This window comes from Rudaea sp., from assembly GCF_036560865.1.
GTDB lineage: Bacteria > Pseudomonadota > Gammaproteobacteria > Xanthomonadales > Rhodanobacteraceae > Rudaea.
Genome location: NZ_DATBQK010000046.1, coordinates 1 through 26,938 on the forward strand (window position 1 = coordinate 1; position 26,938 = coordinate 26,938).

General features: G+C 62.9%; 18 protein-coding genes and 2 pseudogenes. 10 read left to right on the top strand and 10 right to left on the bottom strand.

Annotation, left to right across the window (positions count from 1 at the left end; all coding sequences use genetic code 11):
- The 3 genes and pseudogenes from VIE67_RS05280 to VIE67_RS05290 form a co-directional block, all read left to right on the top strand.
- A pseudogene (locus VIE67_RS05280) lies at positions 1 to 134 on the top strand (IS30 family transposase); the annotation flags it as partial.
- Between the two features lie 390 nt (positions 135 to 524).
- Entirely contained in the window at positions 525 to 824 is a 300-nt protein-coding gene (locus tag VIE67_RS05285) for a PepSY domain-containing protein (RefSeq protein ID WP_332023992.1), read from the top strand.
- 64 nt (positions 825 to 888) lie between these two features.
- A protein-coding gene (locus tag VIE67_RS05290) for an IS3 family transposase (protein WP_332023994.1) occupies positions 889 to 2,069 on the top strand; the annotation gives its coding sequence in 2 pieces (ribosomal slippage) (positions 889 to 1,150 and positions 1,150 to 2,069; 1,182 coding nt in all).
- Between the two features lie 149 nt (positions 2,070 to 2,218).
- Here VIE67_RS05290 and VIE67_RS05295 read toward each other — a convergent pair.
- Positions 2,219 to 2,701: a single-stranded DNA-binding protein gene (locus VIE67_RS05295; RefSeq protein ID WP_332023996.1), complete on the bottom strand. Its 483-nt coding sequence runs from the start codon at positions 2,699 to 2,701 to the stop codon at positions 2,219 to 2,221.
- A 281-nt stretch (positions 2,702 to 2,982) separates the two neighbouring features.
- A complete protein-coding gene (locus tag VIE67_RS05300; protein WP_332023998.1) occupies positions 2,983 to 4,920 on the bottom strand; it encodes a CocE/NonD family hydrolase in 1,938 nt (645 codons plus the stop codon).
- 2 nt (positions 4,921 to 4,922) lie between these two features.
- Here VIE67_RS05300 and VIE67_RS05305 point away from each other — a divergent pair, with 2 nt between their 5' ends.
- Entirely contained in the window at positions 4,923 to 5,099 is a 177-nt protein-coding gene (locus VIE67_RS05305) for a hypothetical protein (RefSeq protein WP_332023999.1), read from the top strand.
- Between the two features lie 139 nt (positions 5,100 to 5,238).
- Positions 5,239 to 6,243 (top strand): polyprenyl synthetase family protein, encoded by a 1,005-nt coding sequence (locus VIE67_RS05310; RefSeq protein WP_332024001.1) that lies wholly within the window; start codon positions 5,239 to 5,241, stop codon positions 6,241 to 6,243.
- Between the two features lie 3 nt (positions 6,244 to 6,246).
- Here VIE67_RS05310 and VIE67_RS05315 read toward each other — a convergent pair whose 3' ends face one another.
- Positions 6,247 to 7,032, bottom strand: coding sequence for a dienelactone hydrolase family protein (locus VIE67_RS05315; RefSeq protein ID WP_332024003.1), 786 nt, complete (start codon positions 7,030 to 7,032; stop codon positions 6,247 to 6,249).
- Between the two features lie 133 nt (positions 7,033 to 7,165).
- Here VIE67_RS05315 and VIE67_RS05320 point away from each other — a divergent pair, with 133 nt between their 5' ends.
- Entirely contained in the window at positions 7,166 to 7,621 is a 456-nt protein-coding gene (locus tag VIE67_RS05320) for a c-type cytochrome (RefSeq protein WP_332024005.1), read from the top strand.
- Positions 7,622 to 7,898: 277 nt separating this feature from the next.
- Here VIE67_RS05320 and VIE67_RS05325 read toward each other — a convergent pair whose 3' ends face one another.
- Genes VIE67_RS05325 through VIE67_RS05340 form a run of 4 tightly spaced genes read right to left on the bottom strand, consistent with a single transcriptional unit; the run spans position 7,899 to position 13,990 of the window.
- Entirely contained in the window at positions 7,899 to 8,582 is a 684-nt protein-coding gene (locus VIE67_RS05325; RefSeq protein WP_332024007.1) for a cytochrome b/b6 domain-containing protein, read from the bottom strand.
- Positions 8,579 to 9,949: a UDP-N-acetylmuramoyl-L-alanine--D-glutamate ligase gene (murD, locus tag VIE67_RS05330; protein ID WP_332024009.1), complete on the bottom strand. Its 1,371-nt coding sequence runs from the start codon at positions 9,947 to 9,949 to the stop codon at positions 8,579 to 8,581. The genes VIE67_RS05325 and murD overlap by 4 nt, the downstream gene beginning before the upstream one ends.
- The gene (gene murL, locus VIE67_RS05335; protein WP_332024011.1) at positions 9,936 to 11,387 is read right to left on the bottom strand and encodes a UDP-N-acetyl-alpha-D-muramoyl-L-alanyl-L-glutamate epimerase; all 1,452 of its coding nucleotides are present in this window, start codon (positions 11,385 to 11,387) and stop codon (positions 9,936 to 9,938) included. Before murL ends, murD begins: the two co-directional genes overlap by 14 nt.
- Positions 11,384 to 13,990 (bottom strand): bifunctional aspartate kinase/diaminopimelate decarboxylase, encoded by a 2,607-nt coding sequence (locus VIE67_RS05340; protein ID WP_332024013.1) that lies wholly within the window; start codon positions 13,988 to 13,990, stop codon positions 11,384 to 11,386. Before VIE67_RS05340 ends, murL begins: the two co-directional genes overlap by 4 nt.
- Positions 13,991 to 14,512: 522 nt before the next feature.
- Between VIE67_RS05340 and VIE67_RS05345 the strand changes: the two genes are divergently transcribed.
- The 4 genes from VIE67_RS05345 to VIE67_RS05360 all read left to right on the top strand — a co-directional run bounded on the left by VIE67_RS05345 (position 14,513) and on the right by VIE67_RS05360 (position 25,099).
- A complete protein-coding gene (locus VIE67_RS05345) occupies positions 14,513 to 17,755 on the top strand; it encodes a TonB-dependent receptor (RefSeq protein WP_332024015.1) in 3,243 nt (1,080 codons plus the stop codon).
- A gap of 160 nt (positions 17,756 to 17,915) precedes the next feature.
- The gene (locus VIE67_RS05350) at positions 17,916 to 19,274 is read left to right on the top strand and encodes an APC family permease (protein ID WP_332024017.1); all 1,359 of its coding nucleotides are present in this window, start codon (positions 17,916 to 17,918) and stop codon (positions 19,272 to 19,274) included.
- A gap of 91 nt (positions 19,275 to 19,365) precedes the next feature.
- Positions 19,366 to 21,192, top strand: coding sequence for an autotransporter assembly complex protein TamA (locus VIE67_RS05355; protein ID WP_332024019.1), 1,827 nt, complete (start codon positions 19,366 to 19,368; stop codon positions 21,190 to 21,192).
- A 25-nt stretch (positions 21,193 to 21,217) separates the two neighbouring features.
- Positions 21,218 to 25,099: a translocation/assembly module TamB domain-containing protein gene (locus tag VIE67_RS05360; protein ID WP_332024021.1), complete on the top strand. Its 3,882-nt coding sequence runs from the start codon at positions 21,218 to 21,220 to the stop codon at positions 25,097 to 25,099.
- An 8-nt stretch (positions 25,100 to 25,107) separates the two neighbouring features.
- On the opposite strand, the gene VIE67_RS05365 is transcribed toward VIE67_RS05360, so the two are convergent.
- The 3 genes and pseudogenes from VIE67_RS05365 to VIE67_RS05375 all read right to left on the bottom strand — a co-directional run.
- Positions 25,108 to 25,527, bottom strand: coding sequence for a hypothetical protein (locus VIE67_RS05365; RefSeq protein WP_332024023.1), 420 nt, complete (start codon positions 25,525 to 25,527; stop codon positions 25,108 to 25,110).
- A 50-nt stretch (positions 25,528 to 25,577) separates the two neighbouring features.
- The gene (locus tag VIE67_RS05370; RefSeq protein WP_332024025.1) at positions 25,578 to 26,762 is read right to left on the bottom strand and encodes a UbiH/UbiF/VisC/COQ6 family ubiquinone biosynthesis hydroxylase; all 1,185 of its coding nucleotides are present in this window, start codon (positions 26,760 to 26,762) and stop codon (positions 25,578 to 25,580) included.
- Positions 26,759 to 26,938 (bottom strand): annotated as a pseudogene (locus VIE67_RS05375) (2-octaprenyl-6-methoxyphenyl hydroxylase); the annotation flags it as partial. The pseudogene VIE67_RS05375 and the gene VIE67_RS05370, both read right to left, overlap by 4 nt.

Here is a 26,938-nt window from a genome sequence, read left to right on the forward strand (position 1 = left end):
GCACCGACCTATCCACCTTCTCGCAAGCGAAGCTCAATGCCGTAGCGAGACGATTGAACGAACGTCCCAGAAAAACGCTACGCTACGAAACACCCGCCGAACGATATCGGCAAACTGTTGCATTGACCGGTTGAATCCGCAACCCACTGCGGCCGGTCGTGACCTGCCGCATTCTGGGAGCCAAGCTGGGGCAACTCTTGACGTAGAGGCCGTCGATGGACAGTTGACGGCGTTCACCTTGCGCGGCGGAGCGGCTCGCCATTGCGTTTCGTCACGCCGTGGCAGGGACACACGCTACGGAACTTCGATAACGGCAAACCGTCCCAAACGATTGAAGGCGGTCGCTTCACCTTCACGCCCCTGGCACAACACGACTACCGAATCGAACCCGTCGGCAGCCACCCGGCACCCGTCTTTGACGACTCACCCGCACCGACGGTTAAGACACTTTGCCGAAACTAACTCTCGTGATGTTAGAAGTACCGCACGGTGAGCGCAGATGCTTATCGCCACGGGAGTTATCTATGAAAAGCCTCGTTTTTCTGGTCACGGTGTTCGTCGTGGCATCGACCGCCTTCGGTGCCGACATGGTGTCCAGCGCCGAGCTGGCGAAGCAGGCGAAAGTCTCCCTCCCGCAGGCGCGGCAGATAGCTCTGCGGATCTATCCCGGCAAGATAGTTAAGGAGGAATTGGAACAGGAAAAAGGCGGCAGCGGCCTGCGCTACTCATTCGACATCGCCAACGGCAACATCACTCACGAAATTGGCGTTGACGCCAGAACGGGTAAGGTGCTTGAGGACTCTGTCGAAGGAGAGAATGACTGAGTCCTCGATGTGGAGTTGACCCGTTTTCGCGGACACCTATCCTACGGGAACCAAGGAGTCCGCAATGTCCAAAACACGAGTGCCGTATCCGGCAGAGTTTCGCCAGCAGATGATCGAGCTGGTGCGAGCCGGCCGCAGGCCGGCTGAACGGTCCCGAGAATTTGGTGTGACCGCCCAGACCATCTGCAACTGGGTGGGCCAAGCCAACATCGATGCCGCTGTCCCCGGCAGCAATGGCCTGACCACTGCTGAGCGCGAAGAACTGGTGCGTCTGCGTCGGCAGGTGCGCCAGTTGCAGACGGAGCGCGATATCTTGTCAAAGGCTACAGCCTGGTTCGCCGCCAGAGGCGCGAAGACGTCCATCGGGTCTTCGAACTCGTGAGCCAGGCACGCTTCAACGTACGCACGATGTGTCAGGTATTGGATGTGTCGCCGAGCGGCTACTACGCATGGCGGGATCGTGGTCCTTCGCGAAGGGCCATGGACAATGCGGTGATGACCGAGCGCATTCGCAAGATCCATGCGGACTCAGATGCGACGTACGGCATGCCGCGCGTGCGCGCCGAGCTGATCGACGAAGGCGTGGTGATCAGCCGCCAACGGGTGGCGCACCTGATGCGGCGAGCGCAGCTGCGTGGTGTGAGCCGACGCCGTGGATTCGTAGTGACCACGCAGCGTGATGTGCGCCGGCGTCCCGCGCCGGATCTGGTCAACCGTCAGTTCGCCGCTGCACAGCCGAACCGGCTGTGGGTGGCCGACATTACGTTCGTGCCGACCTGGGTCGGGTTCGTGTATCTGGCCGTCGTGCTCGATGTGTGGAGTCGGCGCGTCGTCGGCTGGGCGATCGGCGAGCAGATAACGGCGGACTTGGTGCTGTCGGCGCTCAACATGGCGATTGCTCAACGGCGGCCCGACAACGTCATCCATCACAGCGATCAGAGAAGCCAGTACACCAGCATTGCCTTTGGCGAACGTTGCCGCAAGATGGGCGTGCGTCCGTCGATGGGAACCGTCGGCGATGCGTACGATAACGCGATGGCCGAAAGTTTCTTCGCAAGTCTGGAGTGCGAACTGATCGATCGCCGCAGCTTCCGCAGCAAGACCGATGCACGCATGGCGCTGTTCACCTGGATCGAAGGTTGGTACAACCCGCGCCGCCGACATTCCGCACTTGACTATCAATCACCGGTAAACTTTGAACGCAAGCACCAGGAGAACTCTCTCTCCCTCAACCAGAGCATTTGAGAATCAAATCAAAAGCCGTCCGCGCAACCGGGGCAAGTCCAGACTGCGTTTCCAGAAGACGCCAGATAACGCATTTGTAGTTACAAAAAAAGAGCAGCTTTTTGACAAACTACTCTTTTTCAGCTCCTAGAGAAATAGACTAGCCCAAATCAGAACGGTATCTCGTCATCGTCGAAGCTATCGGCTGGCGCCTGCGCGGGCGCGCTGCGCGGCGGAGCGGATTGCGGACCGCGTGCGGGGCCACGTTCGCGACGCTCGCCACCGCCACCACCGGAGCCGCCCTCAGCGCCGCCGCCCTCGCGGCCGCCGAGCATCTGCATTTCGTCGGCGATCACCTTGGTCGAGTAGCGTTTGACGCCGTCTTTTTCATATTCGTCGGTGCGCAGCTTGCCTTCGATATAAACTTGGCGTCCCTTCTTCAGGTACTCGCCTGCGATCTCGGCAATGCGACCGAAAAATTCGATGCGATGCCACTCGGTGCGTTCCTGCTGTTCGCCGGTTTGCTTGTCCTTCCACGATTCGCTGGTCGCGATGCGGATGGACGTGATCGCCGTGCCGCTGGGCGTGTAGCGGGTTTCCGGATCGGCGCCGAGATTGCCCACCAGGATGACTTTGTTGATGCCGCGTGCCATGTTGCTACCTCGTGTTCGACGCTGGGTGAATGTTGCAAGAATACCATGCGCGTGCGGCGACGTTCGTCAGCACGGATCGACTCTGCGCGTAGGAAATCGCTGTATGCCCTCGCGTGTTTCGTAACGGCTCTCAGGCGACATCGCCCCCTTCCGGCTGCCGCCACCTTGTACTCGCCACATCCATGTGGCTCGCCCTTCGGGCAGCATCCGCTGCAAACATCGGCAGTCCTGCCGATGTTTCCCCGCTGCGCAGGGGAAGGATTCCAGTATTGAGCGCCGCTTCAACCCGCCGGCACCACCGGCAAATCGATGAACGACGCGTTCGCGCCGTCGTGATATACGCGCTGCGTGGCTTTTTTGTAGTCGCCGGGTTTGGCGAAGAAAATATTCGGCACGAACGTCTGTGGGTTGCGGTCGTAGAGCGGAAACAAGCTCGACTGGATCTGCACCATGATGCGGTGGCCCGGCTCGAATACGTGGTTCGCGGTCGGCAGGCCGAAACGGTAGACCAGCGGCTGATCCGCGGCGATCGCATCGGGATGTTCGAAGCTGCTGCGATAGCGGCCGCGGAAGATGTCCAGGGAAACGGCCAGTTCGTAGCCGCCCATTTCCGGGCGCGACGGCATCGTATCGGGATAGACATCGATGAGCTTCACCACCCAGTCGCTGTCGCTGCCGCTGGTGGATGCCACCAGATTCACCTGCGGCACGCCACCGATATGCAATGGCGCGGTCAGCGGCGCGGAGGTGTAGGTCAGCACGTCGGGACGTCCGTCCACGAAACGCTGATCGTGCACGAGCCAGCGCGTCCACGCGTCGTGATCGGCAAAATTTATCGGCCGCGGCAGATACGGAACCGGCTTGGCCGGATCGGAGACGTATTCGTCGAACGTGCCCTGCGCGGCGGCGGGCGCGGTGAACGAAAGTCCCTGGTTGGCGGTGAGGTACAGCGGCTTGGGTGTCGCCGCGCAGCCCTTGTCGCAGCTCAGCGGCCAGGATTTGAATCGATCCCAGCGGTTTTCGCCGGTGTTGTAGATCAGCACCGGCGGCGTGTCGGCCTTGGGCGCGCCGTCGACGAGATACTGATCGAAGAACGGCTTCAACACATCGCGGCGGAACTGCAGCGCCGAGTCGCCGTCCCATTGCAGTGGCCCGAGCGAGTAGCCGTCGTAGTTGACCTGGCTGTGGCGCCACGGCCCCATCACGAGAAAGTTTTTGTCGTTGGCGGTGTCCTTCGGCTCGACGGCGGCGTAGCTGTGGATCGCGCCCCACATGTCTTCCTGATCCCACAGACCCTGCTCCCACATCGTCGGCACCTTGAGCGGTTGTTGGGCGATGATCTTGTCCAGCGCCTGACCCTGCCAGAAACCATCGTAGGCCGGGTGCTCGGATACTTTGCGCCAGAACGCAAGCTGGTCGAGCCCCGCCGCGCGCGCGAAGTCGCCCGCGGAACCGGCGCGCAGGAAATTTTCGTAGTCGTCGTAGCCAACACGCGGAATCGATTTGCCGTCGCCCCTTGCCTCGGTCTGGCCGCCGAAATAGTCGAAGTTGGGCTGGCGAAACGCGCCGTAGTGGAACCAGTCGTCGCCCATCCAGCCGTCGACCATCGGGCTTTCCGGTGCGGCGACCTTGAGCGCCGGGTGCGGATTGATCAGCGCCATGACCACGGTGAAGCCTTCGTACGACGAGCCGAGCATGCCGACTTTGCCGTTGCTTTCCTTCACGTTCTTCACCAGCCAGTCGATCGTGTCGTAGGCATCGGTCGAGTGATCGACCTTGCTATTGTTGAGCGGCCCGCGCAGCGGACGCGTCATCACGTAATCACCCTGCGAGCCGTGCTTGCCGCGTATGTCCTGAAAGACGCGGATATAGCCGCTCTTGACGAACACTTCATCGCCCTGCGGCAAGGTCGCGAGCATGCTCGGACTGACGTTGCGCTCGGTGCGCTTGGCCGCGTCGTAGGGCGTGCGCGTCAGCAGGATCGGCGCATGCGTCGCGCCTTTCGGAATCACGATCACGGTATACAATTTCACACCGTCGCGCATCGGAATCATCTCGACGCGCTTGATGTAGTCGTCGTTTGCAGTCGGTGCGATGAACTTGGCCGGAATGTCGGGCGTCAGCGGCGGCGTGTCGGCCTGCGCCAGCGAGAACAGACAGGCCAACAGGCCGGGCAGAAAGCGGATGACGATGAAGCGAGCAGAGTGAAACGAATGCATCGATGAACCTTTCTCAAACGGGTGGGATCGCGTCGCGCGATACTAGCCGTGAACCGCAGCGCCGCCTAGAGTCGCAGGTCACGAGAGCCGTCATTCCAGCGAAAGCTGGAATCCAGCTTGATTTTTCTTTCGCTTCCAAGCGCCAAGATCAAGATGGATTCCAGCTTTCGCTGGAATGACGAGCGGGAGCAGATCTGTTCGGAATGACTAGGGGAGCCGATCTATTCGAAGAACAGTTAAGCTACGACAGGAATCGGAAAGCGCACTGCAACCAACCCGCTATAATCCTTCGCGAAAACTTACCGGCGACGTCACAAGATGGCCACCGTGTCACCCGAACTTCCGCGCACGATTTCGCGCTTCGCCGATGCGCAGGCGCTGGCCGCGGCTGACATGGCGTCGGTCAATGCGCTGATTCGCGCGCGACTCGCGTCGGATGTGATCCTGATCAACCAGATCGCCGAACACATCATCGGCGGCGGCGGCAAGCGCCTGCGGCCGATGCTGCATTTGCTGGCCGCGCACGCGGCCGGCTACCGCGGACAGAATCACATTCCGCTGGCCGCGCTGATCGAATTCATCCATACCTCGACCCTGCTGCACGACGATGTCGTCGACGAGTCCGACCTGCGCCGCGGACGCAAGACCGCCAATGCGCTGTGGGGCAATGCGGCCAGCGTGCTGGTCGGCGATTTCCTCTATTCGCGTTCGTTCCAGATGATGGTCGAGCTCGACAGCATGCGTGTGATGCGCATCCTTGCCGATACCACCAACCGCATTGCCGAAGGCGAAGTGCTGCAACTGCTCAACATCCATAACCCGGACACCAACGAGGCGAAATATCTGGATGTGATCGAGCGCAAGACCGCGGTGCTGTTCGCCGCGGCCACACGCCTCGGCGGTGTGCTTGCCGGTTTGCCGACCGAACAGGAAGAGGCGCTCGCCGACTACGGGCTCAATCTCGGTTTCGCGTTCCAGATTGCCGACGACGTGCTCGACTACGTTTCCGACGCCGGCACGCTGGGCAAGAACATCGGCGACGACCTCGCCGAAGGCAAGGCGACCCTGCCGCTGATCTACGCGATCGAGCGCGCCGCGCCGGCGCAGGCCGCGAGCCTCAGGCGCGCGATCGAAACCGGCGGCCTGGATTCGCTCGACAACATCATCGCGGCAATTCGCGACTCGGGTGCAATCGAGCGCGCGCGTGCCTGTGCACAAAAGTACGCAAATGCCGCAAAAGTGGCGTTATCCACTTTGCCGCATTCTGACGCGCGCGATGCATTGAATGTGCTCGCCGACTACGCCTTGCAGCGCGATTACTGAGATCTACGGCGCGAACACCTCATTGAAGAAACTGTGCATCTGCGCAAAAGCGCGCTTGGCGACCGGCGCATCGTACTTGCAACCCGGCACTTGCCCGTCGGCGGTCGGTATCGCGAAGCAGTGCACCGCGCCACCGTAGATCACGAACTGCCAGTCTGCATTGGCGTCGCGCATCTCCTGCTGGAAGCCGGCGATCTGCTCGGGCGACTCGAACTTGTCGTCGGCGCCGTGCATGACCAATATCTTGGCCTTGATTTTGTCGGTGAATGCGGGATCGCCGGCGAGACTCGCATGAAACACCGCGACGCCGCCGATATCCGCGCCGCTGCGCGCCAGATCGAGCGTGGTCGCGCCGCCGAAGCAGAAACCGATCGCGCCCCAGTGCTTGCCGTCGAGCGGCGCCTTGCCGGTCTGTGCCTTGAGCTGGGTCAGCGCGGCATTGATGCGCGCGCGCAGGTCGCTGCGGTGCGCGTACATGTTCTTCGCCGCGGCGCCGGCTTCGTCGGCATTCTTCGGCCGCACGTCGACGCCGTACACGTCGGCGACGAGAATCACGTAGTCCTTGCCGGCAATCTGCTTGGCCAGCGCGACCTGATCGGGATTCATGCCGAGCCAGTCCGGCGTCATCACAATCCCCGGACGTGTGGCTTTCACCGCATCGTCGTATACAAGTACACTCTGCATCTTCTTGCCGTCGACAGCGTAATCGATGTTCTTCGCCACCATGGCCGCGTGGGCGGCGCTGGCGGCGAAGCAGGTCAGCAGACCGAGTGCGAGCAAACGTTTCATGGGAATCCTCCGGCTGTAAGCGAATGAGGTGAAGCTGCGCCGGTATGATACTGCGACTGACGTTACAGGAAATTCCAACCGCGAGTTTGTTAGACTGGGCTTGCATGAATCTTCTTTCATCTGCGAGGCCGCCATGTTCAAGATCCGCCTGTTTTTCGCCGCATCGGCTATCTGCGTCGCCGCTGCCGCCTTCGCGCATTCGGCGGCGGAGGACGCGATCGATTACCGCATGGGTCTGATGACCGTGGTCGGCTGGAATTTCGACCCGCTTGGCGCGATGCTCAAGGGCAAGATTCCGTTCGATCAGGCGGAGTTTTCCAGGCACGCGTCGCGTATCGCGTTTCTCAGCGATCAACTGGTCGAAGGTTTTCCAAAGGGTTCGGACAAGGGCCATGACACCGCGGCCAAGCCGGCGATCTGGGAGAGCTTCGACGATTTCCAGTCGAAGGCGAAGGATTTCAATCGCGAAGCGCTCGCGCTGGCCGACGTCGCCAAGGGCAACGATCAGGCGAAGGACAAGGAGCAGTTCAAGAAGGTCGCCGAAGCCTGCAAGGCCTGTCACGACAAGTACAAGAAAAAGGACGAGTGAGGCCTGAGGGCCGATTCGATCGCTGAGGCGAATTCGTCTCTCCGCTCGCCCCCTTCCGCCCTTCGGGCACCTTCCCCCGCTAACGCAGGGGAAGGATTCAAACTTAGCGCAGGGGAAGGATTCAAACTTAACGCAGGGGAAGGATTCAAACTTAACGCAGGGGGAGGATTCAAACTTAGCGCAGGGGGGGATTCAAACCTGCAACGCATCAATCTTTCCCTTCCTCCGCATCGCGGGGGAAGGTGCCCGAAGGGCGGAAGGGGGCGCTCTTGCGGCCCTACGCGGAACCGAACCAGGACAACAGCGCAACCGCGGCAATCGCCAGTACGAACAAGATCAGCGCGCGCCAAGCGCTGACGAAATACGGTTGTGCCGCGTCGGTGCGCTTGCGTCCGCTCAGCATCGGCAAGGTCAGATTGTCGTGCTTGATCAGCCAGTGCAGTAGCACGGCGGCGATATGCAGAGCGATCAAAACCAGCAGCACCGTTTCGCCCAGATGATGCAGACGTGACATGAGCTTGATCGTCTTGGTGGACACATAGTCCACGTACGGTCCGTCTTCGTCGATTCCGTCGCTGGTAAACAAGCCGCTGATCGCCTGTATCAGCACGCAGGCGAGCATCACGAGTACCGACCAGCCACCGAGCGGATTGTGGCCGACACTCGCTGCCTTGCGCGCCGGCGCGGAAAATAATTCCTGCACATAGCGCGTGACAGTCGCGGGTCCGCGCACGAAGTCGGCGAATCGACTCGTCTGCGATCCGGCAAATCCCCAGGCCACGCGGAACACGATCAGCGCGAGCGTCGCGTAGCCGAAGCGGTAATGCCAATCCATCGACAGCACGTCGAACTCTGCGGTCGCGAACTGCAGCGCGATCAGCACGGCCAGCGCCCAATGGAACAGGCGTGTCGGCCAGTCCCAGACGCGGATGCTGGTCTTGCCGTCATTCACGGGATTCATGCGATACCGAGACCTTCGATTTCACTGATCGCCGCCGGATCGAAACCCGCGAGTCGCGCGAACTCGCGTCCGCGCTCGGCGTAGTCGTGGAATTGATCGAAGCTCGGTGCGCCGGGCGACAGCAGAATCACACCATCCACGGGCGTCAATGTCCGCGCACGCGCAAGCGCCTCGTGCAACACCGGCGCGCTGTCGAGCACAAAACCGGAGTCGACAATATGCCGCAGCGCGTCGGCGATCGCGGCACCGTTCGCGCCCATCGTCACGATTGCCCGCGGCGGCGCCTTCGCGACGAAGTCCACAAACGGGCTCCAGTCGAGGCCGCGGTCGAAGCCGCCGACAAGGATCGTCACCGCGCGCCCGGTCAGACTGCGCAGCGCTTCGATCGCCGCATATGGCGTGGTCGAAATACTGTCGTTGATCCACTCGATTCCGTTGCGCGTGCCCAGCGTTTGCAGACGATGCGACAGCGGTTTGAAGCTGGCGACATGTTTTGCCAACAAGCGGGAATCTTCGCCGGCAGCCTCAATCGCCGCGAGCGCAGCGCAGACATTTTGCGCGTTATGAATGCCCGGCAGCGGGATCGCGGCAAGCGCAAGAATGCGTTCGCCAGCGCGGAAAATCGCATCGCCACGAACGTGCCAGCCGTCTTCGTCGTTGAAGCGAATGCGTTTGCCAGACGCAGCCAACGAATCCAATTCGGTCTGGTGCGCATTGACGACGACACGCTGTGCGCGTGCGGCGATCGCCAGCTTGTCGGCGACATAGGCTTTGCGCTCGCCATGCCAGTCGAGGTGTTCTTCGTAGAGATTATTGATCACGGCGATCGTCGGCGCGCCGTCGAAATCGCGAGTCTGGAAACTCGACAGCTCGATCACCCACCAATCCGGTTCGCGCGGCGGTTGCAGCAGATCGAGCAACGACAGACCGATATTGCCGGCCAGCGCGACGCACAATCCACGCCGACGCAGCAGGTGCGCGATCAGCGCGCTGACCGTGCTCTTGCCCTTGGTGCCGGTCACACAGATCGTGCGCGCCTGCGCGTGCTCGGCGAACCACAGCGCGCTACCCGAAGTGAAATTCACGCCCGCGGCCAGCGCCTGTGGATACGGCGCGCGATACGGACTGATCCCCGGCGATTTGATCACGATATCGAAACCCGCCAGCGTCTGCGCATCGACCGGATCGCTGAGCACGAGCAGGCGTTCATCGCCGCGCGCGCGCGCCCTGTCGCCTTCGGCAGCCGGACAGATCAGGGTCAGCGACTTTTGCGGAAAGTGCTGGCGCAAGACCGCGACCGCAGCCCTGCCCTCGCGGCCGTAACCCCAGACCGCGACGCGTTTGTCCGCGAGCTCAGCCAGGCGCATGCGCAAGGTTCGCGAAACGTGCGGGCAGGAAATGTTCACCTGCGGGTACGAGCAAGGGGTCGAGCGCAAGATCCGCGATATTGAGCTGCGGCAGAATCTCGCCGACGAAACGCGCGACCAGCGCATCCTCGCGCCATTCCGCACGCCGCGACAATGTATACAATGCAGCGCGCGACTCCTGCCCTTCGCCGACGCATTCGAACGGCTTGTGCCCGCGATATTCGAGTAGCGCGTCGAAGCCGGGCGCGAGCGACGGATCGTCGAGCAGGTTATGGCCGAAAATGGCCAGCAGACGCGGCTTGGGCATGAAGGGAGCCAGCGCGAGAAACACGAAATGGCATTTCGGACAACGCCCGCACCAGCGATCCGACGGGTGATCGCCGAGGATGCGGAAGTTGCGATTGCAGCTGGAAAACACATCGTCGTAGCGCGCGGTTTTCGCAAACGCACGCGCCACCGCGAGTTCCGACCATGGCCGCAGCAGCGAGAAATAATCCAGATTCGCAGCGATATGCGACTGCACGTGCGCGCGCAGGCCGCGCTCGAAATCCAGGCTCTTGCTCCACTGGTGGTTGACTGGCTGACCGTCGTATTCCAGCGTCGCGCTCGATGCGGAACGCTCGTTGGAAAAGACGATCGCGTCGAAACCGTAGAGGATCGCCGCGCAGACGAGGATCGCGGAATTGATCGCGGTAACCGGAATATGCCCGTTGTACGCACCGAGGCGGTTGTACTCGAACAATTCCGGCGCGAGACGACGCTTGATGTTCAACATCGGCAAGCCGGTGCGCTCTGCGCAGGCCGCGATCAGCGCCGAATCGCCGATCCATACCGCGGTCGCCGGCTCGTCGATGCTTTTGCACAGCTCGACGCTGACCAGCGAATCCTTGCCGCCGCCGATGGGCAGCAGGGTGCGGCGAGGCAGACCAATTTTCCCTTCTCCCATTGGGAGAAGGTGCCCGAAGGGCGGATGAGGGTCCGGCATTGGAGCAGCGTGGTCAGAGGGACGAACCCTCATCCGGCGCTGCGCGCCACCTTCTCCCGATGGGAGAAGGGAAGATAAGCGTTCGCGCAGATCGAGTTTATTCTGGTAGGCGAACTCGCCGAGCCCGTGAAAGTATACTTCTCGCAAGAATTCCGCGGTCGCCGTGTCGAGCCCGCCGTTCTCGACACGGATTCGTGTCGGCACGCCGGCCTTGTAATAGCTGATGCCGGCGACCAGATGCAACAGGCGCAACGCCTGCGCGAACGCCGCCGCGCGCGCGGGCGCGAGTGCGGATGCCTGCGGAAACACGATGGTTTCGACCAGTTCCGGGCCGTCGTCGAACGCGTAACGCAGGCGTGCCGTGCCGCTGTCCGCGGCATAGTCGCAGGCGAGAAAGCGAAACGCCTGCGCGCGGCGCGGATCGACCGATCCAATCGTGGCGGAAGTGCTCACAGCACGGTCTCCGTCGCGCGGCCGCGCAGGTTGTAGTCCGACGCCATCACCGCGCCGTAAGCGCCGGCCTGTGCGATCAACAATACATCGCCCTCCTGCGGCGTGGACAAGCGCCGATTGCTGCCGAGCACATCGCCCGACTCGCAAATCGGGCCGACGATCTGCACGAGTCCACTCGCCGGTTCATCCAGCCGCGAGAGATTGACGATTTCGTGATAGGCCTCGTACAGCGCGGGCCGGATCAGGTTGTGCATGCCGGCATCGACGCCGACGTAATGCACATCGCCCTTGCACTTGGTCTGGGTTACGCGCGCGAGCAGCACGCCGGCGTCGGCAACGAGATAGCGGCCTGGCTCGCTCCACAATTCGAATTGCGGATACGCGGTCTTCACTTCGTCGAGCCCGGCAGCGACCGCCGCGAGATCGAGCGGCGCTTCGTCGGCGCGCGCAGGTACGCCGAAACCGCCGCCGATATTGAGCGCACGCACGCTGCCGATTTTTTCCGCGAGGCTCGCCAGCTGGATATGCACTTCCTTCCAGTGCGCCGCATTGAGGATGCCCGAGCCCAGATGCGCATGCAGGCCGACGATGCGCACGCCATGCTGCACAGCGAGGCGCTGGAACTCGGGCAGCTCGTCCAGCGCGAGGCCGAACTTGGATTGCGCGCCGCCGGTTTTCACCTTGTCGTGATGGCCGCGGCCGATACCGAGATCCAGGCGCAGTTCGATTTCGCGCCCGCCAAACAGATCGCCCCAATGCACGAGCGGATGCAGGTTGTCGAGCGTGATGCGCGCGCCCTGTGCGATGCCGGCGGCGTAATCTTCGCGCGCGGCGAAGTTCAGGGTATACAACAGGTCGACCGCGACACCGTTCAGTGCCTCGCGCACACGCGCGAGTTCGCCCGGCGAAACGCATTCGAGGCCGAATCCCTGCGCCGCGATCTCGCGCAGGATCGCCGGGTGCGAATTGGCCTTGATCGCGTAGAACCAGCGATCGACCGCCTTGATCGTGCCGCGCAACGCCTGCGCCTGCGCACGCACGCAGGCGAGGTCGTAGACATAGCGCGGCGTCGTTCCAGTTCGTGCGAGTTCGAGCAGCTCGTCGCAGCGCGCGCGCCACCACGACACATTCTGTACAAGGGACTTTTTATACAAATCGCTCCAGCTCGGGCCGAACACGCCCGCGTCCTCCACGCGCATCGCCTCGGCCTTGATCATCAGGTCGTGCAGCTGCGGCACGAGACCGGCGCCGACGCCCTCGTCGACCACGAAGGTCAGATTGAGATTGTTCGACGACTGCGAAATCAGATGCACGCGCACCGCGCCGAATTCGGCGAGCACGCCGGAAAGCTTGTGCAACATCGAACGCATGCCGCGCCCGACCATGGTGATCGCGGCGCAGGGCGCGATCACCTTCACGCGGCAGACCTTGGCCAGATCGGCGCAGAGCGCGGACAGCACGTCGGTGTTGACCAGATTCTCGGTCGGATCGAGCGACACGGTGACGTTGGTCTCCGCCGTGCCGACCAGATCGATCGACAGGCCGTGGCGTTTGAACTGCTCGAACACGTCGGCGAGGAAGCCGACCTGCTGCCACATGCCGATCGATTCCATCGAGATCAGGGTGATGCCGCTGCGCGAGGAAATCGCCTTCACGCTCGGCGCGGCGTCGGCCACGCGCGCGGCGATTTCGGTGCCGTCGAGATCGGGATAATTCGTGTCCTTGATCGCCAGCGGCACGCCGGCCTCGCGCACCGGATTGATGCAGCGCGGATGCAGCACCTTGGCGCCGGTCGTCGCGATTTCCTGCGCCTCCTCGTAGTCGAGCCGCGCGAGCAGGCGCGCGTTCGGCACCTGGCGCGGATTGGCGCTGAACATGCCGGCGACATCGGTCCAGATTTCCACTTTCTCCGCAGCGAGCAGCGCACCGAAGTAACTTGCCGACGTGTCCGAACCGCCGCGGCCGAGGATCACGGTTTCGCCCTCGTCGTTGCGCGCCATGAAACCCTGGGTGATAAACACCTCGCCCAATGCAGCCAGATGCGTCCGGAGCTGCGCATCCGGCGCAGTCGGCACCGAAGCCGACAGATAGCGGCCCCAGGCGTTCTGGTTCGGCAGCGGTTCGCTGAGCAGATGTTCGCGCGCATCGAGCCAGCGCACCGGCAGGCCGAGCGAATTCAGATAGGCCGCGCCGAGCGTCGACGACATCAATTCGCCGAGCGCGAGTACGTCCGCCTGCCAGCTCAGCGCACCCTGCACGCAGCGCGCGTCGTCAAGCAATTGATCGAGTCGCGCCAGCCAGCCGTCGCTGCTGTGCGCGTCGCTCAAACCGAGTTCGGCGAACATCGCGCGATGGCGCAGCGCGATTTCCGCGGCAACGGCTGTACATTTTTGCGCATCCGCATGCGCATCGCAGATCGCCTTCAATTTGTCCGTCGTGCCGGACAGCGCCGACACCACGATCAGCACATGCCGATCGCGTGCGCGCCAGGCTTTCGCGATCGCGGCGATCTTGTCCCAACGCGCGCGTGTCGACACGGACGTGCCGCCGAATTTGACCACGACCCAATTGGCGCCGGGTGCGGACGCGTTGTCGATACCCACTGGGAGGTTCCCGTTTCAGATGAGGCGGTTATGCCGGCGAAACCGGCTACCGCGCATAGCAGAATGCATCAGCCGGGCAATAATAAGGCGAAATCCGGTGTTCGGACAGGCGACCGACACCCGATCGTGGTCTGGTTTGCGATGCAAAAGAACCGTTCGCGCTGATCGCGGCTTGCGCAGCAAACGAAGTCGAAGCGGCTTGGCCCGTGCCCTTTGACTTCGCGCGAGCGCCGCAGCCTGTCCTGAGTTTGCCGAAGGACTCAGGGCAAGCGGAATTTCCAAACTGGACCGCTACCCGACCCTGGCTCGGCAGTCCGCATTTGGTGGAAAAACCGAGCCTGTGTTTACACACCACTAGCGCAATGTAATAAATATTGTCTACTATTAACGAAATTTTACACCGGCGCTTTGCCCTGCAGGGGTGTTTTCGAGGGGCGGACGACGAGTTGATCCCTCGGCCATACCCCATGACTGCGGTCGCGGCAGGCTGTTCCCATTCTCTCTACGCAACCAGGATATTCAATGTCCATGACGATTCGCGCAAAGACCCTTTCGATCGCCATTGCCGCGTTGCTCGCGGCAACCGCAGTCGACGCACAGAACATCACCACGTCCGGTGTCAACGGCCGCGTGCTCGACGCGAGCGGCAATCCGGTAGCGGGTGCGACCGTGACGATCGTGCATCGCCCGTCGGGCACGACCAAGGAAGTGACGACCGACGCCGATGGCCGCTACTCGGCGCAAGGCCTGCGCGTCGGTGGACCGTTCGACGTACGCGCGAACAAGGGCGACACCAGGGTCGCCGAACAGGATGATGTGTATCTGCAGCTCGGTCAGCCTGCGTCGATCAACCTCGCCGCGGCCAGCGCCACGCAGGTAAAGTCGCTCGATACGGTTGTGGTCAGCGCGAACGCGTCGACGATGATGTTTGCGCCGGACAACAAGGGGCTGTCGACCACGATCTCGCAGCGCCAGCTCGATGCGATCCCGAAAGGCAACCGCTCGATCGACGATGTGGTGCGCCTCGACCCGCGCGTGACCGTGATCGATCAGGGTGTCGGCGCGTTCTCGGCCGTGGGTCAGAACAACCGCTATAACAACATCGCGGTCGACGGCGTGAGCCAGGGCGATCCGTTCGGCCTCAACGCCAACGGCCTGCCGTATCTGAAAACGCCGATCTCGCCCGAGACGATCGCCGAGTACAACATCCAGACGGCCAACTACGACGTGATCGCCGACAGCGTCGGCGCCGACGTCAACGCCGTCACCAAGTCCGGCACCAACGAGTTCCACGGCGCCGCGTACTACTCCTATCGCAACGCCGACAAACTGGTCGGCAATGCCGGCTGGCTGTCCAGCAGCAGCCACAATTACCCATACCTCAACTACGACAAGGACTGGACCGGCGGTTTCAACATCGGCGGCCCGATCATCAAGGACAAACTGTTCTTCTTCCTCTCGGCCGAGAGGGAAAGGATGAACGGCTTGGGCGTGGACTCAGCCAATGGTCTGGATCCATCGCTCACCGGCGCCTCGACCAGCGGCAAGATTTCGCCCGGGGACTTGCAGAAGGTGATCGACACTGCGACCAAGCTCGGCCTGATCCCGGGCACGTTCGGCGGCGTGCTCGGCCTCACCTTTGTCGACAAACGCTATCTCGGCAAGATCGACTGGAACATCTCCGACAACCATCGCGCGAGCTTCACCGCGCAGCGCACGACCAATGTACAGCCCGCGGTCGGTGGCAACACCACCAATAGCGTGGGCCTGTCGAGCTACACCTACACCAAGGCGATCACGACCAACAACTATGTCGTGCATCTGTTCGACGACTGGACCGACAACTTCACCACCGAGGCCAAGATCGGCTACCAGCATTTCATCCAGGCCACGACTGCGCCGTTCCACGAACCGGCCATCGCCGTGATCCTCGCGCCCGCGCCCGCAACCGGGCCGGTGGTCAATCTTGGCGAGGAGCAGTTCCGCCACTACAACCTCATCGACACGAAGAAGTCGAGCCTGTTCCTAGCCGGCACCTACACGATCGGCGATCACGCGATCAAGGGCGGCCTCGATTACACCAGCACGAAGATCTACAACCTGTTCGGCCAGACCGAATTCGGCCGTTATGTATTCAACGGCATCGACAATTTCTCCAAGGGCCTCTACACGAGTTACAGCCTGTTCCATCCCGCGCCCGGCTACACTCTGCCCGACATCGCCGGCGCCTGGACCTACACGCAGTACAGCCCGTTCCTGCAGGACACCTGGCAGGCGACGGAGGCGCTGTCGCTGCAGTTTGGCGTGCGCGTGGACATTCCCGATGCGAACAGGAAGCCGGTGTACAACGCCAAGTTTGCGGCGGCGTTCGGCTATCCGAACAACAATATGGTCAGCTCGGGCGATGCGGTGATCGAGCCGCGCGTCTCGTTCAACTACAACTTCGACTCGAGCTACAAGACGCAGTTGCGCGGCGGCGTCGGCCTGTTCCAGAGCTCGCCGCCGGCGGTGTGGCTGACCAATCCGTACCAGAACAACGGCGTCACCGTACTCTCGTACACCTCGTTCGATGCGTCGAAGGCACCGTTCAGTCCGGATCCGTTCAACCAGCCGATTCCGGTCGGCGGCGGCGCCGGCTCGGTCGACACGGTCGCGAAGAATTTCCAGCTGCCGACCGTGCTCAAGACCAGTCTTGCGCTCGACCGCGAACTGCCGTGGTGGGGCTTGATCGGCACGGCCGAATACGAGCATCTGCAGGTGCACAACGGCATCCTGTATCAGGCAATCAACTTCGGCGCACCGACCGGCACGCTGCCGGACGGCCGCCTGCAGTTCTGGAAGACGCCCGGCGAAGCGCCGAAGGCCGCCGATTCGCTGGCCAACCAGAATCGTGCCTTCGCCACTTCGTCGACGCGACTCGCCAATACCAACGAGGGCAAGGCAGACACCTTCACGCTCAGCGTGAACAAGCCGTTCACCGAGAACCTGTCCGGCAATGTCGCGGTGACTTTCAGCCATGCAACGGACGCCGATGCGGGCGTCGATACGATCGCGTTCAACGGCTATCAGCGCGTCGTGCGCGTGAATCCGAACGACAACGTCGCCTCGACCTCGAACTACAACGTGCCGCGCACGTTCAAGACCTCGCTGACCTGGCAGCACGCGTTCTTCGGCGACTATAAAAGTACCGTTTCCGGGTTCTACAGCGGCCGCAGCGGCAACAACTACACCTGGGTGTTCGGCAACGACGTCAATGGCGACAGCCTCGCGGGATTCGATCCGGTCTATATTCCGGGCGTCAATGATCCGAAGGTCGCCTACGCATCGAGCGTGACGCCGACGCAAATTCAGCAGTTTCAGGCTTTCCTCGCGCACGATTCGTATCTGAAGGATCATCTCGGCCAGATCGCCGGGCGCAATGGTGCGAAGAACGCATGGATCAATCAGCTCGACATGAGCTTCGCGCAGGAAGTACCGGGCATCTGGGGCAAGGGCGAACTGCGCTTCGACCTGTTCAATTTCCTCAACCTGCTGAACAAGCATTGGGGCGACACGCAGGTCGTCAACACCACCGGTTATCCGACGCGCACCCTCGCCAACTATGCCGGCGTGAACGCCAAAGGCCAGTATGTGTACACGTTGCCGACCGACAAGAACGGCAACTACCTGCCGCAGCAGAAGGTGTTCTACGACGGCGGCTTCCTCGATCCGAGCCGCACGGTGTCGCGCTGGTCGGCGATGGTGACGCTGAAGTACAAGTTCTAAGCAAGGCTTGAATAAGTAGTCCGTTCGCCCTGAGCTTGTCGAAGGGCGATTCGCAGAACCGTTACCGGCGCCCCAGCGGCGCCGGTTTTTTTTGGCACCGACGCTCGACAGCGCGATGCAACTTCGCCATGCTCGCGTGAACCGACTACGGAGTATTCGCGTGGCCCACGATACCGCCGTTGCAGCGACGACGCCGAACGAATCGGCGACGCCCGGCTACCTGCGCCGCCTCGGTGTCTGGGACACGAGCATGATCGTGGTCGGCGGCGTGATCGGCGCGGGGATTTTCCTGAATCCGAAAATCGTCGCCGAGCGCACGACAACCAGTCTGGGCGTCATCGAAGCCTGGGCCTTCGGCGCCCTGGTAGGCCTGGTCGGCGCACTGTGCTTCGCCGAACTCGGCGCGCGCCGGCCGCAGGCGGGCGGCACCTACGTGTATCTGCGCGAGGCCTTCGGCCCGCTGATCGCGTTCCTGTTCGGCTGGACGATGCTGCTGATCAACTACTCGGGCAGCATCGCCGCGGTCGGCATCACCTTCGCGACCTACGCCTGCACGGCAGCCGGCCTGCCGCCGACCCTGATCAAGCCGCTGGCGATCGGCGCGATCGTCTTGCTCGCCGGCATCAACTTCACCGGCATCAAATCGGGCGCGACGGTGCAGAACGTGCTCACCGTGCTCAAGCTCGTTGCGATCGTCGCGGTGATCGTAGCCGGCCTGTTCTTCGCCGCGCCACTGCTGCCGGCGACGAACGCGCCGCCGCGCAGCGGCACGGGTTTCTGGAGTTTCGGTGCGATCCTGATGCCGGTACTGTTCGCCTACGGCGGCTGGGGCTATGCGAACAATATCGCCGGCGAAATCCGCGAACCGCAGCGCAATATTCCGCGCGCACTGATCATCGGCATGAGCCTGGTCGCGGCCTGCTACCTGCTCGCCAATCTCGCCTACCTGAAAGTCCTCGGCCACGAAGGCCTCGCATCGAGCACCGCGCCCGCGGCCGCGGTGATGCAAAGCGCGTTCGGCAACGCGGGCGCGCGCGCGATCGCGGTCGGCATCGCGATATCCACGCTGGGCTTTTGCAATATCTCGCTCATCGGCGGCGCGCGCGTGTTCCAGGTGATGGGCGCCGACGGCGTGTTTTTCCGCGCGACGGGGCATCTGCATCCGCGCTTCCGCACGCCGGATGTCGCGCTCGCCGCGCTGGCCGGCTGGGCGATCGTGCTGGCGCTGTCCGGCAGCTACGGACAACTGCTCGACTACTCGACCTTCGCCGACTGGCTCGGCTACGCGGGCGCGGTGGCAACCCTGTTCTACTACCGCCGTCTGCGCAACGAACCCGCGGTATTCAAGGCACCCGGGTTTCCGCTGCTGCCGGGCCTGTTCGTCGTGGTGACGCTGGCCACGGTCGTGAGCAATGTGATCGCAAGTCCGCGCGACGCGGGCATGGCGGCGCTGATCGCCCTGACCGGGGTGCCGGTGTACTGGTTCTGGACACGCGGATCGCGCCTGCGCAAGGCCTGATTGCGCAAGGCGTGTCTGCGCTCGCGCAAGGCGTGCGTGAATTCACAACGGCGTAACCACCCACGCGCGGAGGCCATGCTATAAATTCACCATGGATGTGAATTTTCGGGGAGGGCTGCGTGCGCGTCTTGGCGCAACACGCGCGGCCTCTGCCCTGGCCTTGTTGCTGATCTGCGCGAACGGCTTCGCCGGCACACTGACGACGCAGATCGATGGCGTCGACGATCCGCTCAAGACCGCGGTGACTGCCGCGGCGGAAATCACCCAATACGCAAAACAGGACATCAGCGCGGCGCAGGCGCGGCGTTTGTACGACAACGCGCCGCAACAGATCGCCAAGGTGCTCGAAGCCTTCGGCTATTACAACGCCAAAACCGACGGCGAATTGAAGGAAACCACACAGGGCTGGACCGCGATCATCCACGTGCGCGTGGGCGAGCCGATGCGCGTGTCCGACTACGCGGTCGACGTGCCCGATCCGGCGCGCGATGAAAAACCGGTGGCCGCGGCACTGGCCGACTTCGCGCCGAAGACCGGCCAGCAATTCGACAGTGCGCTGTACGAGAAAAGCAAGGCCGCGGTGCAATCGGCGCTGTTCGCCAGCGGCTATCTGGATGCGGTGCAGACCACCCATCGTGTCGATGTCTCGCGCAGCACGAACAAGGCATCGATCGCGCTGAAGTGGGACGTCGGCCCACGCTATCGCTTCGGCGATATCGTCTTCAAGGGTGCCCAGTTCGACGACGGCTTTCTCGATCGCTACGTTCCGTGGCGCGCCGGCGACTTCTACAGTCAGACGAAACTTCTGCGCCTGCAGCAGAAGCTGATCGACGCCGATTACTTCGGCATCGTCGACGTGATGCCGGACAAGGAGCATGCGCACGACGGCGTGATTCCGATCAAGGTCACGCTCGCGCCGGCCAAGCGCAATATCTATACCGCCGGAGTCTTCATCGACTCGGACATCGGCCTCGGCGTGAAGGGCAGCCTGACCCGGCGCTGGCTCAACACACGCGGTCACAAGGCAAAAATCGAAGTGGAAATTGCGCAGCGCGCAAAAACCCTGGCGGGCACCTACACGATTCCGCTGCCCGGCGACGACAATCGCGCCTACAACTTCGGCGCGATCTACAGCGACATCAACACGCAGACCTCGCAATCCAACACCACGCGCCTGGTCGCCAACGAGACACGCCAGTGGCTGGGCTTCACGCGCACGCTCGGCCTCAATTTGCTCACCGGCACGTTCACCGTGGCGAATATCGACGGCAATTCGACATTGCTGTATCCGGAAATCTCGCTGGAAAAAAAGCGCTCAGACGACCGCAGCTTCGTCCGCGACGGTTATTCGATCACGCTCGATGCGCGCGGCAGCCCCGGCCTTCTTTCGAGCACGAAATTCGCCCAGGTGCGCGGCGATGCGAAATGGATTCATGCACTCGGCGACAACCAGCGCTTGATCCTGCGCGGCTCGCTCGGCGCCACCGCGGTCGGCGACTTCGACAAGCTGCCGCCGGAGCTGCGCTTCTTTGCCGGCGGTGATCGTTCGATCCGCGGCTACGCCTACGAAACCATCGGCTTGCCGCTGCCCGCCGATCTAGTGCCGATCGCACTGGCCCGATGCGCGACGAATCCGACCACCGATTGCAACAACTTGATCATCGGCGGCAAAAATCTCGCGGTCGCCAGCGCCGAGTACGAGTATTACTTCACCCCGACCTGGGGCATCGCAACCTTCGTCGACACCGGCGATGCATTCAATCAATTCAACGGTTTCAGGACGCATATCGGCGCCGGCATCGGCCTGCGCTGGCGCTCGCCGGTCGGCATGGTGCGCGCGGATATCGGCGTGCCGGTGAACGATCCCGACGGCAGGCACGGTGTGCAGTTGCATCTGGTGATCGGGCCGGATTTATGACCATGTGCGCAGGGACATTACCGACATGAGCGTGCGCGTCAGAACCTGGCTCAAACGCATCGGCATCGCGCTGGTCGTGCTGCTCGCCGTGGTCGTCGCGCTCGCCTACTGGTTGCTGGCGACGGAAGCGGGTGCGCGCTTCGCGATCGAACGGGCGAAGACGTCGCTCGCCGGCAAGCTGCTGCTCGCCGAAGCGCGCGGCGTTCTCGTCAGTCCGCTCGAATTGCACGATCTGCACTATCGCGATGCCGCTTCCGGCATCGAGGTGAAAATCAAATCGGCGAAGATCGAGTACGATTTTTTCGGCCTTCTGCACAGAACACTGCAGTTGAAGAATGTGCAGCTCGACGGCGTCGATGTCGCGCTGACCACGGTGCTGCCAGCGTCTACGAATGTGCCGGCGCCCTCGCTGCAGATGCTGCTGACGCCACCGCTGGATATCCTGATCGAGCGCCTGCACATCGGCAAAACCGCGATCACCAAGGATGGCAGACTGTTGCTCGCGAGCGACAGCCTCGATGCCGCAGCGACCTGGACGAGTTCCGCGCTGACCGTCAAGCAACTCGCGCTGCGCGCACCGGACGGCAAGGTCGATCTCAACGGTGCGCTGACCACGTATACAGATCTGCGCGGCAGCGCCAAACTCGCGATCGATTGGAAGGTCCCCGACGAAAACGAACCTGATGCGGCCACGCCGCCGACCCGCGCAGTCGGTACGCTCGATTTTCAAAACGACGGCAAACAGGCGCATTTCACACTCGCGCTGAGCCAGCCGCTTGTCGCCACGGCGAACGGCAACATGACGCCGAGCGACAAGGCACTGCCATGGACGCTGAATCTGGACGTGCCCACATTCGACCCCGCCAAGCTCACGCAAAGCGATGCGCTCAAATCGCTAGCGCTGCATCTGAGCGGCGCTGGCGACAGGAATGGCGGCACGGTCAGCGGCAATGTCGATGTGAACGCGCATCGCGTGCTGCTCGATCCGCTCAAGTTCGCCCTCGCCGGACAAACCCTTACCGTCGAAACGCTGCATCTGCGCTCGCCCGAAGCCACCGGTGCGCTCAGCGCGCAAGCCAGGGTGCAACTGGACGCGAAGCCGATCGGCGGCGATCTGAAACTGACATGGGAAGGCGTGGAATTGCCGGCCGATCTGGTCGGCCAGGCGCTGGCCTCGCACGGCACGCTAAGCGCGAACGGCAATGCCGGGAAATTCGCCGCGCAAGGCAACCTCTCGATCGGACCGAATGCTCCCGACAAGATCGGCCGGCTTGCCGATATCGCGTTCAAGCTCGACGGCACGCCGGACAGGATCGAGTTGCAGCAACTCGATTTGCAGCAACCCAAGGGTGGCCTCAATGCGAGCGGCGCGATCGTGCTCAAACCGCAGATCGGCTGGAACCTCAACGCCAAGGCCGACAAGTTCGACCCCGGCGCATTCGCCAGGAACTGGCCCGGCGCGGTGAATTTCACCTTGTCCACAAGTGGAAATGTGGAAAAAACCGGACCGGTCGGAAAACTCAAGCTCGACAACCTCAGCGGCAGCCTGCGCCAGCGCGCGCTGGGCGGCAACGCCGATCTCGCGTTCGCGGCACCGTTCAGTGTCGACGGCAAGTTGACCCTGTCGTCCGGCAAGAGCAGCGTCGCCCTGATCGGCAAAGGCGGCACGACCGGCGGCGCGCGCACCGACCTCAAGATCGACCTAGCGATAGACAGTCTTGGCGATTGGATACCGAAAAGCGGTGGCAGCCTGCGCGGCGACATCGCGGTTCAAGGGGCGTGGCCGAAGCTCGATGCGAGCGGCAAGCTGGACGGCGCGCAGATTGCGAGCGGCGACACACATATGCAGGCGCTGACCCTGAGCTTCGATGTACACGATCTGTCCGCACCCAGCGGCAACCTCGATGTCGAGGCGAAAACCGTAGCTGCGGGCGGTTTTGTGTTCGATACGCTCAAGCTCGACGCCAAGGGCAATCAGGCGGCGCACCATCTCGAACTCGACGCGCGCGGCAAGCCGTTGAGCGCGAGTCTTGCCCTCGACGGCGGACTCGTGGCGAACAAGGGCAAGAGTAACGACTGGCGCGGTACGCTCAATGCGCTGACCTTGGACGTCAAGGATCAGCCGCAATGGAAGCTCACGCATCCGGCCGCGCTCGGCTATGTCGGCGGTGCGTTCAATCTCGACGAACTATGTCTGCGCGCTGGTACGCCGGGCCTGTGCGCGTCCGCCAACCAGGATGCGCAAAAGAGAACGCAGGCGAAGTTCACCCTCGAACATCTACCGCTGAGCATGATCGGCAAGCTCGCCAGCCCCGACGTGCCGCTCAAGCTCGACGGCGAGATCAACGGCAACGGCAATATCGCGCAATCCGCCGACGGCGCGCTAAGCGGACAGGCGACGATCAAGTCGGAGTCGGGTTCGATCACCTATCCGGATTCAACCTCACAGGCAGTGCTCGCGTACAGGAATTTTCACATCGATGCAGCGCTGTCGCCGCAACAGAGCACGATCACGATCGCGGGCGACCTCAACGGCGGCGGCCGTCTGGACGGCCATATCGTCACCGGCACGTTGAATAACGACAGTCCGGGCGGCGCAATGCCGCTGTCGGGCAATCTGTCGGCGACGATCAACAATCTGTCGTTCGTCGACCTGCTTACGCCCAACTTGTCCGGCACCAAGGGCAAGGTCGAGGCGAAGTTCGCGCTGTCCGGCACGACGGCCAAGCCCGGCGTCGAAGGCGAGCTTGCTCTGATCGACTTCGCCACCGAAGTGCCGGCCGCGGGCCTGAAACTGCACGACGGCAAGATCAGCGTGCTTTCGCGCGACGGCGAGAATTTCGCCATCGACGGATCGATCGCTTCGGACGAAGGCACGCTCGCGCTGAAGGGCACTGCGGGTATCGCGGCGAATGCGCCGGTCACGCTCACGGTCAAGGGCGAGGATTTTCTGGCGGCGAATATCCCGGGTGCAAAAGTACACATTTCCCCTGACCTGAAGATCGATCGCGATGGCAAACGCCTCGCGGTCAGCGGCACGCTGGGCATACCGCGGATGTTCGTCGATCTGGCCAAGCTGCCGGGTGGTGGTGCTGCGGTGGCGACCTCGCCCGACGTGGTCGTCGTCGACGAAAAGCCGGCACCAGCGACCGCGGCGTTGCCGGTCGAAGTCGACATCACGCTCAAGCTCGGCATGGGTGAAAAGCTGGCGATGGATCTGCGCCAGGGCACCGAGGTGCATCTGATCGGCTTCGGACTCAACGCCGACCTCGGCGGTCAGCTGTCGATCGTGCAGACGCCGGGCCGGCCGCCGATCGGGCGTGGGCAGATTCAGCTCAACGGCACGTTCAAAGCCTACGGTCAGGACCTGACCATCCAGGAAGGCCGCCTGCTGTTCGCCGGCACGCCGGTGGAAAATCCAGGCCTGGATATCCGCGCCACGCGAGCCTTTCCCGATCAGAACATCAGCGTCGGCCTGCGCGTGCGCGGCACCGCGCTGACGCCGCAACTGACCGTGTTTTCCGATCCGGCGATGGAGCAGTCCGATGCATTGTCCTACCTCGTCGCCGGCAAGCCGCTGTCGCAGTTGAAGGGTGGCGAAAGCAACGCGGTCGGCAGCGCGGCGAGCGCGCTCGGCACCGCGGGCGGTGACATGCTGGCAAAAAGCGTCGGCGCGAAAATGGGTCTCGACGACGTCGGTGTCGCCGACAATTCCAGTGTCGGCGGCGCCGCGCTCACGGTCGGCAAGTATCTTTCTCCACGTTTATACCTGAGCTATGGCGTCGGCCTGTTCACGCCCGGCCAGGTCGTGACGCTGCGCTACAAGCTCACGCGCCTGTTCGATTTCGAAATGCGCAATGGAACGCTGTCGAGCCGCGCCGGGATCAATTACAAGATCGAGAAATAGGCTGGCAGTCAAAGCACGCGCAAGACACCGAGCAACGAATACAAGGCCAGCAGCAGGCAGGCAAAGCCCAGTCCCATTTTGTACGGTCCGAGCTTGCCGGCAAATTCGCCAAGCTTGTTGGTGAAATCGTTGCTGCCGAATAGCGTCTTCAACTGCGGCAAGGCCAGGATCAGCGACAAGGCGGTTATGACCAGTGCGATCGCGAGCGCAACCAGCACGAAACCGGGCGCGTAGCCAAACAGACCGAGTGTCGAAAACCAGCGCAGCAGCAGCACGATGCCCCACACCAGGCCGACGATGCCGATCCAGCCTTCGAACGACTCAAGCTGCCCGATCTGCCGCCCGAGGTTCGGCTGGCGGCCTTTCAACCACGACCCAATGCCGAGCAAGCCAAGCAGGATCAGAAGAATCAGATTGATCAGCCACATGGTTCAATCCTCGTCGAAAGATGATCGATCATAGCGCAGCCAAGCGCGAGTCAGATACCCGCCGCGTGGCGCGCGAAAATCCGCTTGAGCGGCCCGATGCGGTCGACCGCAGCGAGGCCGAAACCGCGCAGCGTCGCGAGCGCGACCAAATCGCTGCCGAACGTGCGCTGGATCGCATCGAAGGCGTAAGCGGAGAGCGCATTGTCGCTGTGCCGGCGGCGCTCGAAAGGACGCAAAGTATACTCGGCCGCAAAATCCCGTTTTGCATCGCGTGCCGCGGTCAGCGCAGTGACGAGTTCGCTCACGTCGCGCAGGCCGAGATTGACGCCCTGCCCGGCCAGCGGATGCACAACGTGCGCGGCGTCGCCGACCGTGGCGAAGCGCGGCGCGATGTAGCGCTCGGCCAGACGCAGGCGCAGCGGAAATGCTGCGCGCTGAGTCGTCGCCGTGATTGCGCCGAGACGGAAATCGAACGCAGCGCCAAGTTCGGCGCGAAATGCGGCATCGTCGAGTGCGAGCAGACGCGACGCCTGCGCGTCGGGCACCGACCAGACGATCGAACTGCGCCCATCGGCCAGCGGCAGAAAGGCGATCGTCGCACCGGGGAGAAAGCGCTGCCACGCGGTGCCTTCGTGTGGCCGCTCGGTCGCCACGTGCGCGACGATCGCGCGCTGCGCGTAGTCGCGATCATGGGTCTTGATACCGACCAGTTCGCGCAGCGCCGACTCTGCTCCGTCCGCCGCAACCACGAGGCGCGCGGCGAGGCGGCTGTCGTCGTCGAACACCAGCGTGCGCCGATCGGAGTCGACTTCCGTCGCGACGACGCGCGCGGGGCAGCGCAGGGTGATTTCCGGGTTGCGCTGCGCGGCCTGCCACAGCACCGACTGGATCAGACGACTCTCGACGATATAACCAAGTGCGGCTGCGCCTTCGTCTGCCGCATCGAAGTCCAGTTCGCCCGGTGCGAGCGCGTCCCAGACGCGCATGCGGCGATAGGCGCTGGCGCGTGCTGCGGAAATGGCCGTCCAGACGTCCAGACGGGCGAACAGATCGACCGACGACGAAGCCAGCGCGACGACGCGCAGATCGATCTCGTCCTCGCCGCGCCACGGTGCCGGCGCGCGCGATTCGATCAGGGCGACATCGAAGCCGCGCTGCGCCAGATCCAGCGCGAGCGCCGCGCCGACCATACCGGCACCGACGATGGCGACATCATGGATCGGTCGACGACTCATGGACGTTTGCTGAGTGCAAGTTGCGGAGTGTCACTGCGGAACCCCATTCCTCGCGCGACAATCGCTTGCTGCAACGGCGCGATGCGATCCAGCGCGAGCAGGCCCAGCGAACGCAGCAGTTTCAACGGCAGCGCCTCGTTCGCAGTCCAGCGCGCGAGCCCGTCGCTCATCGCCGC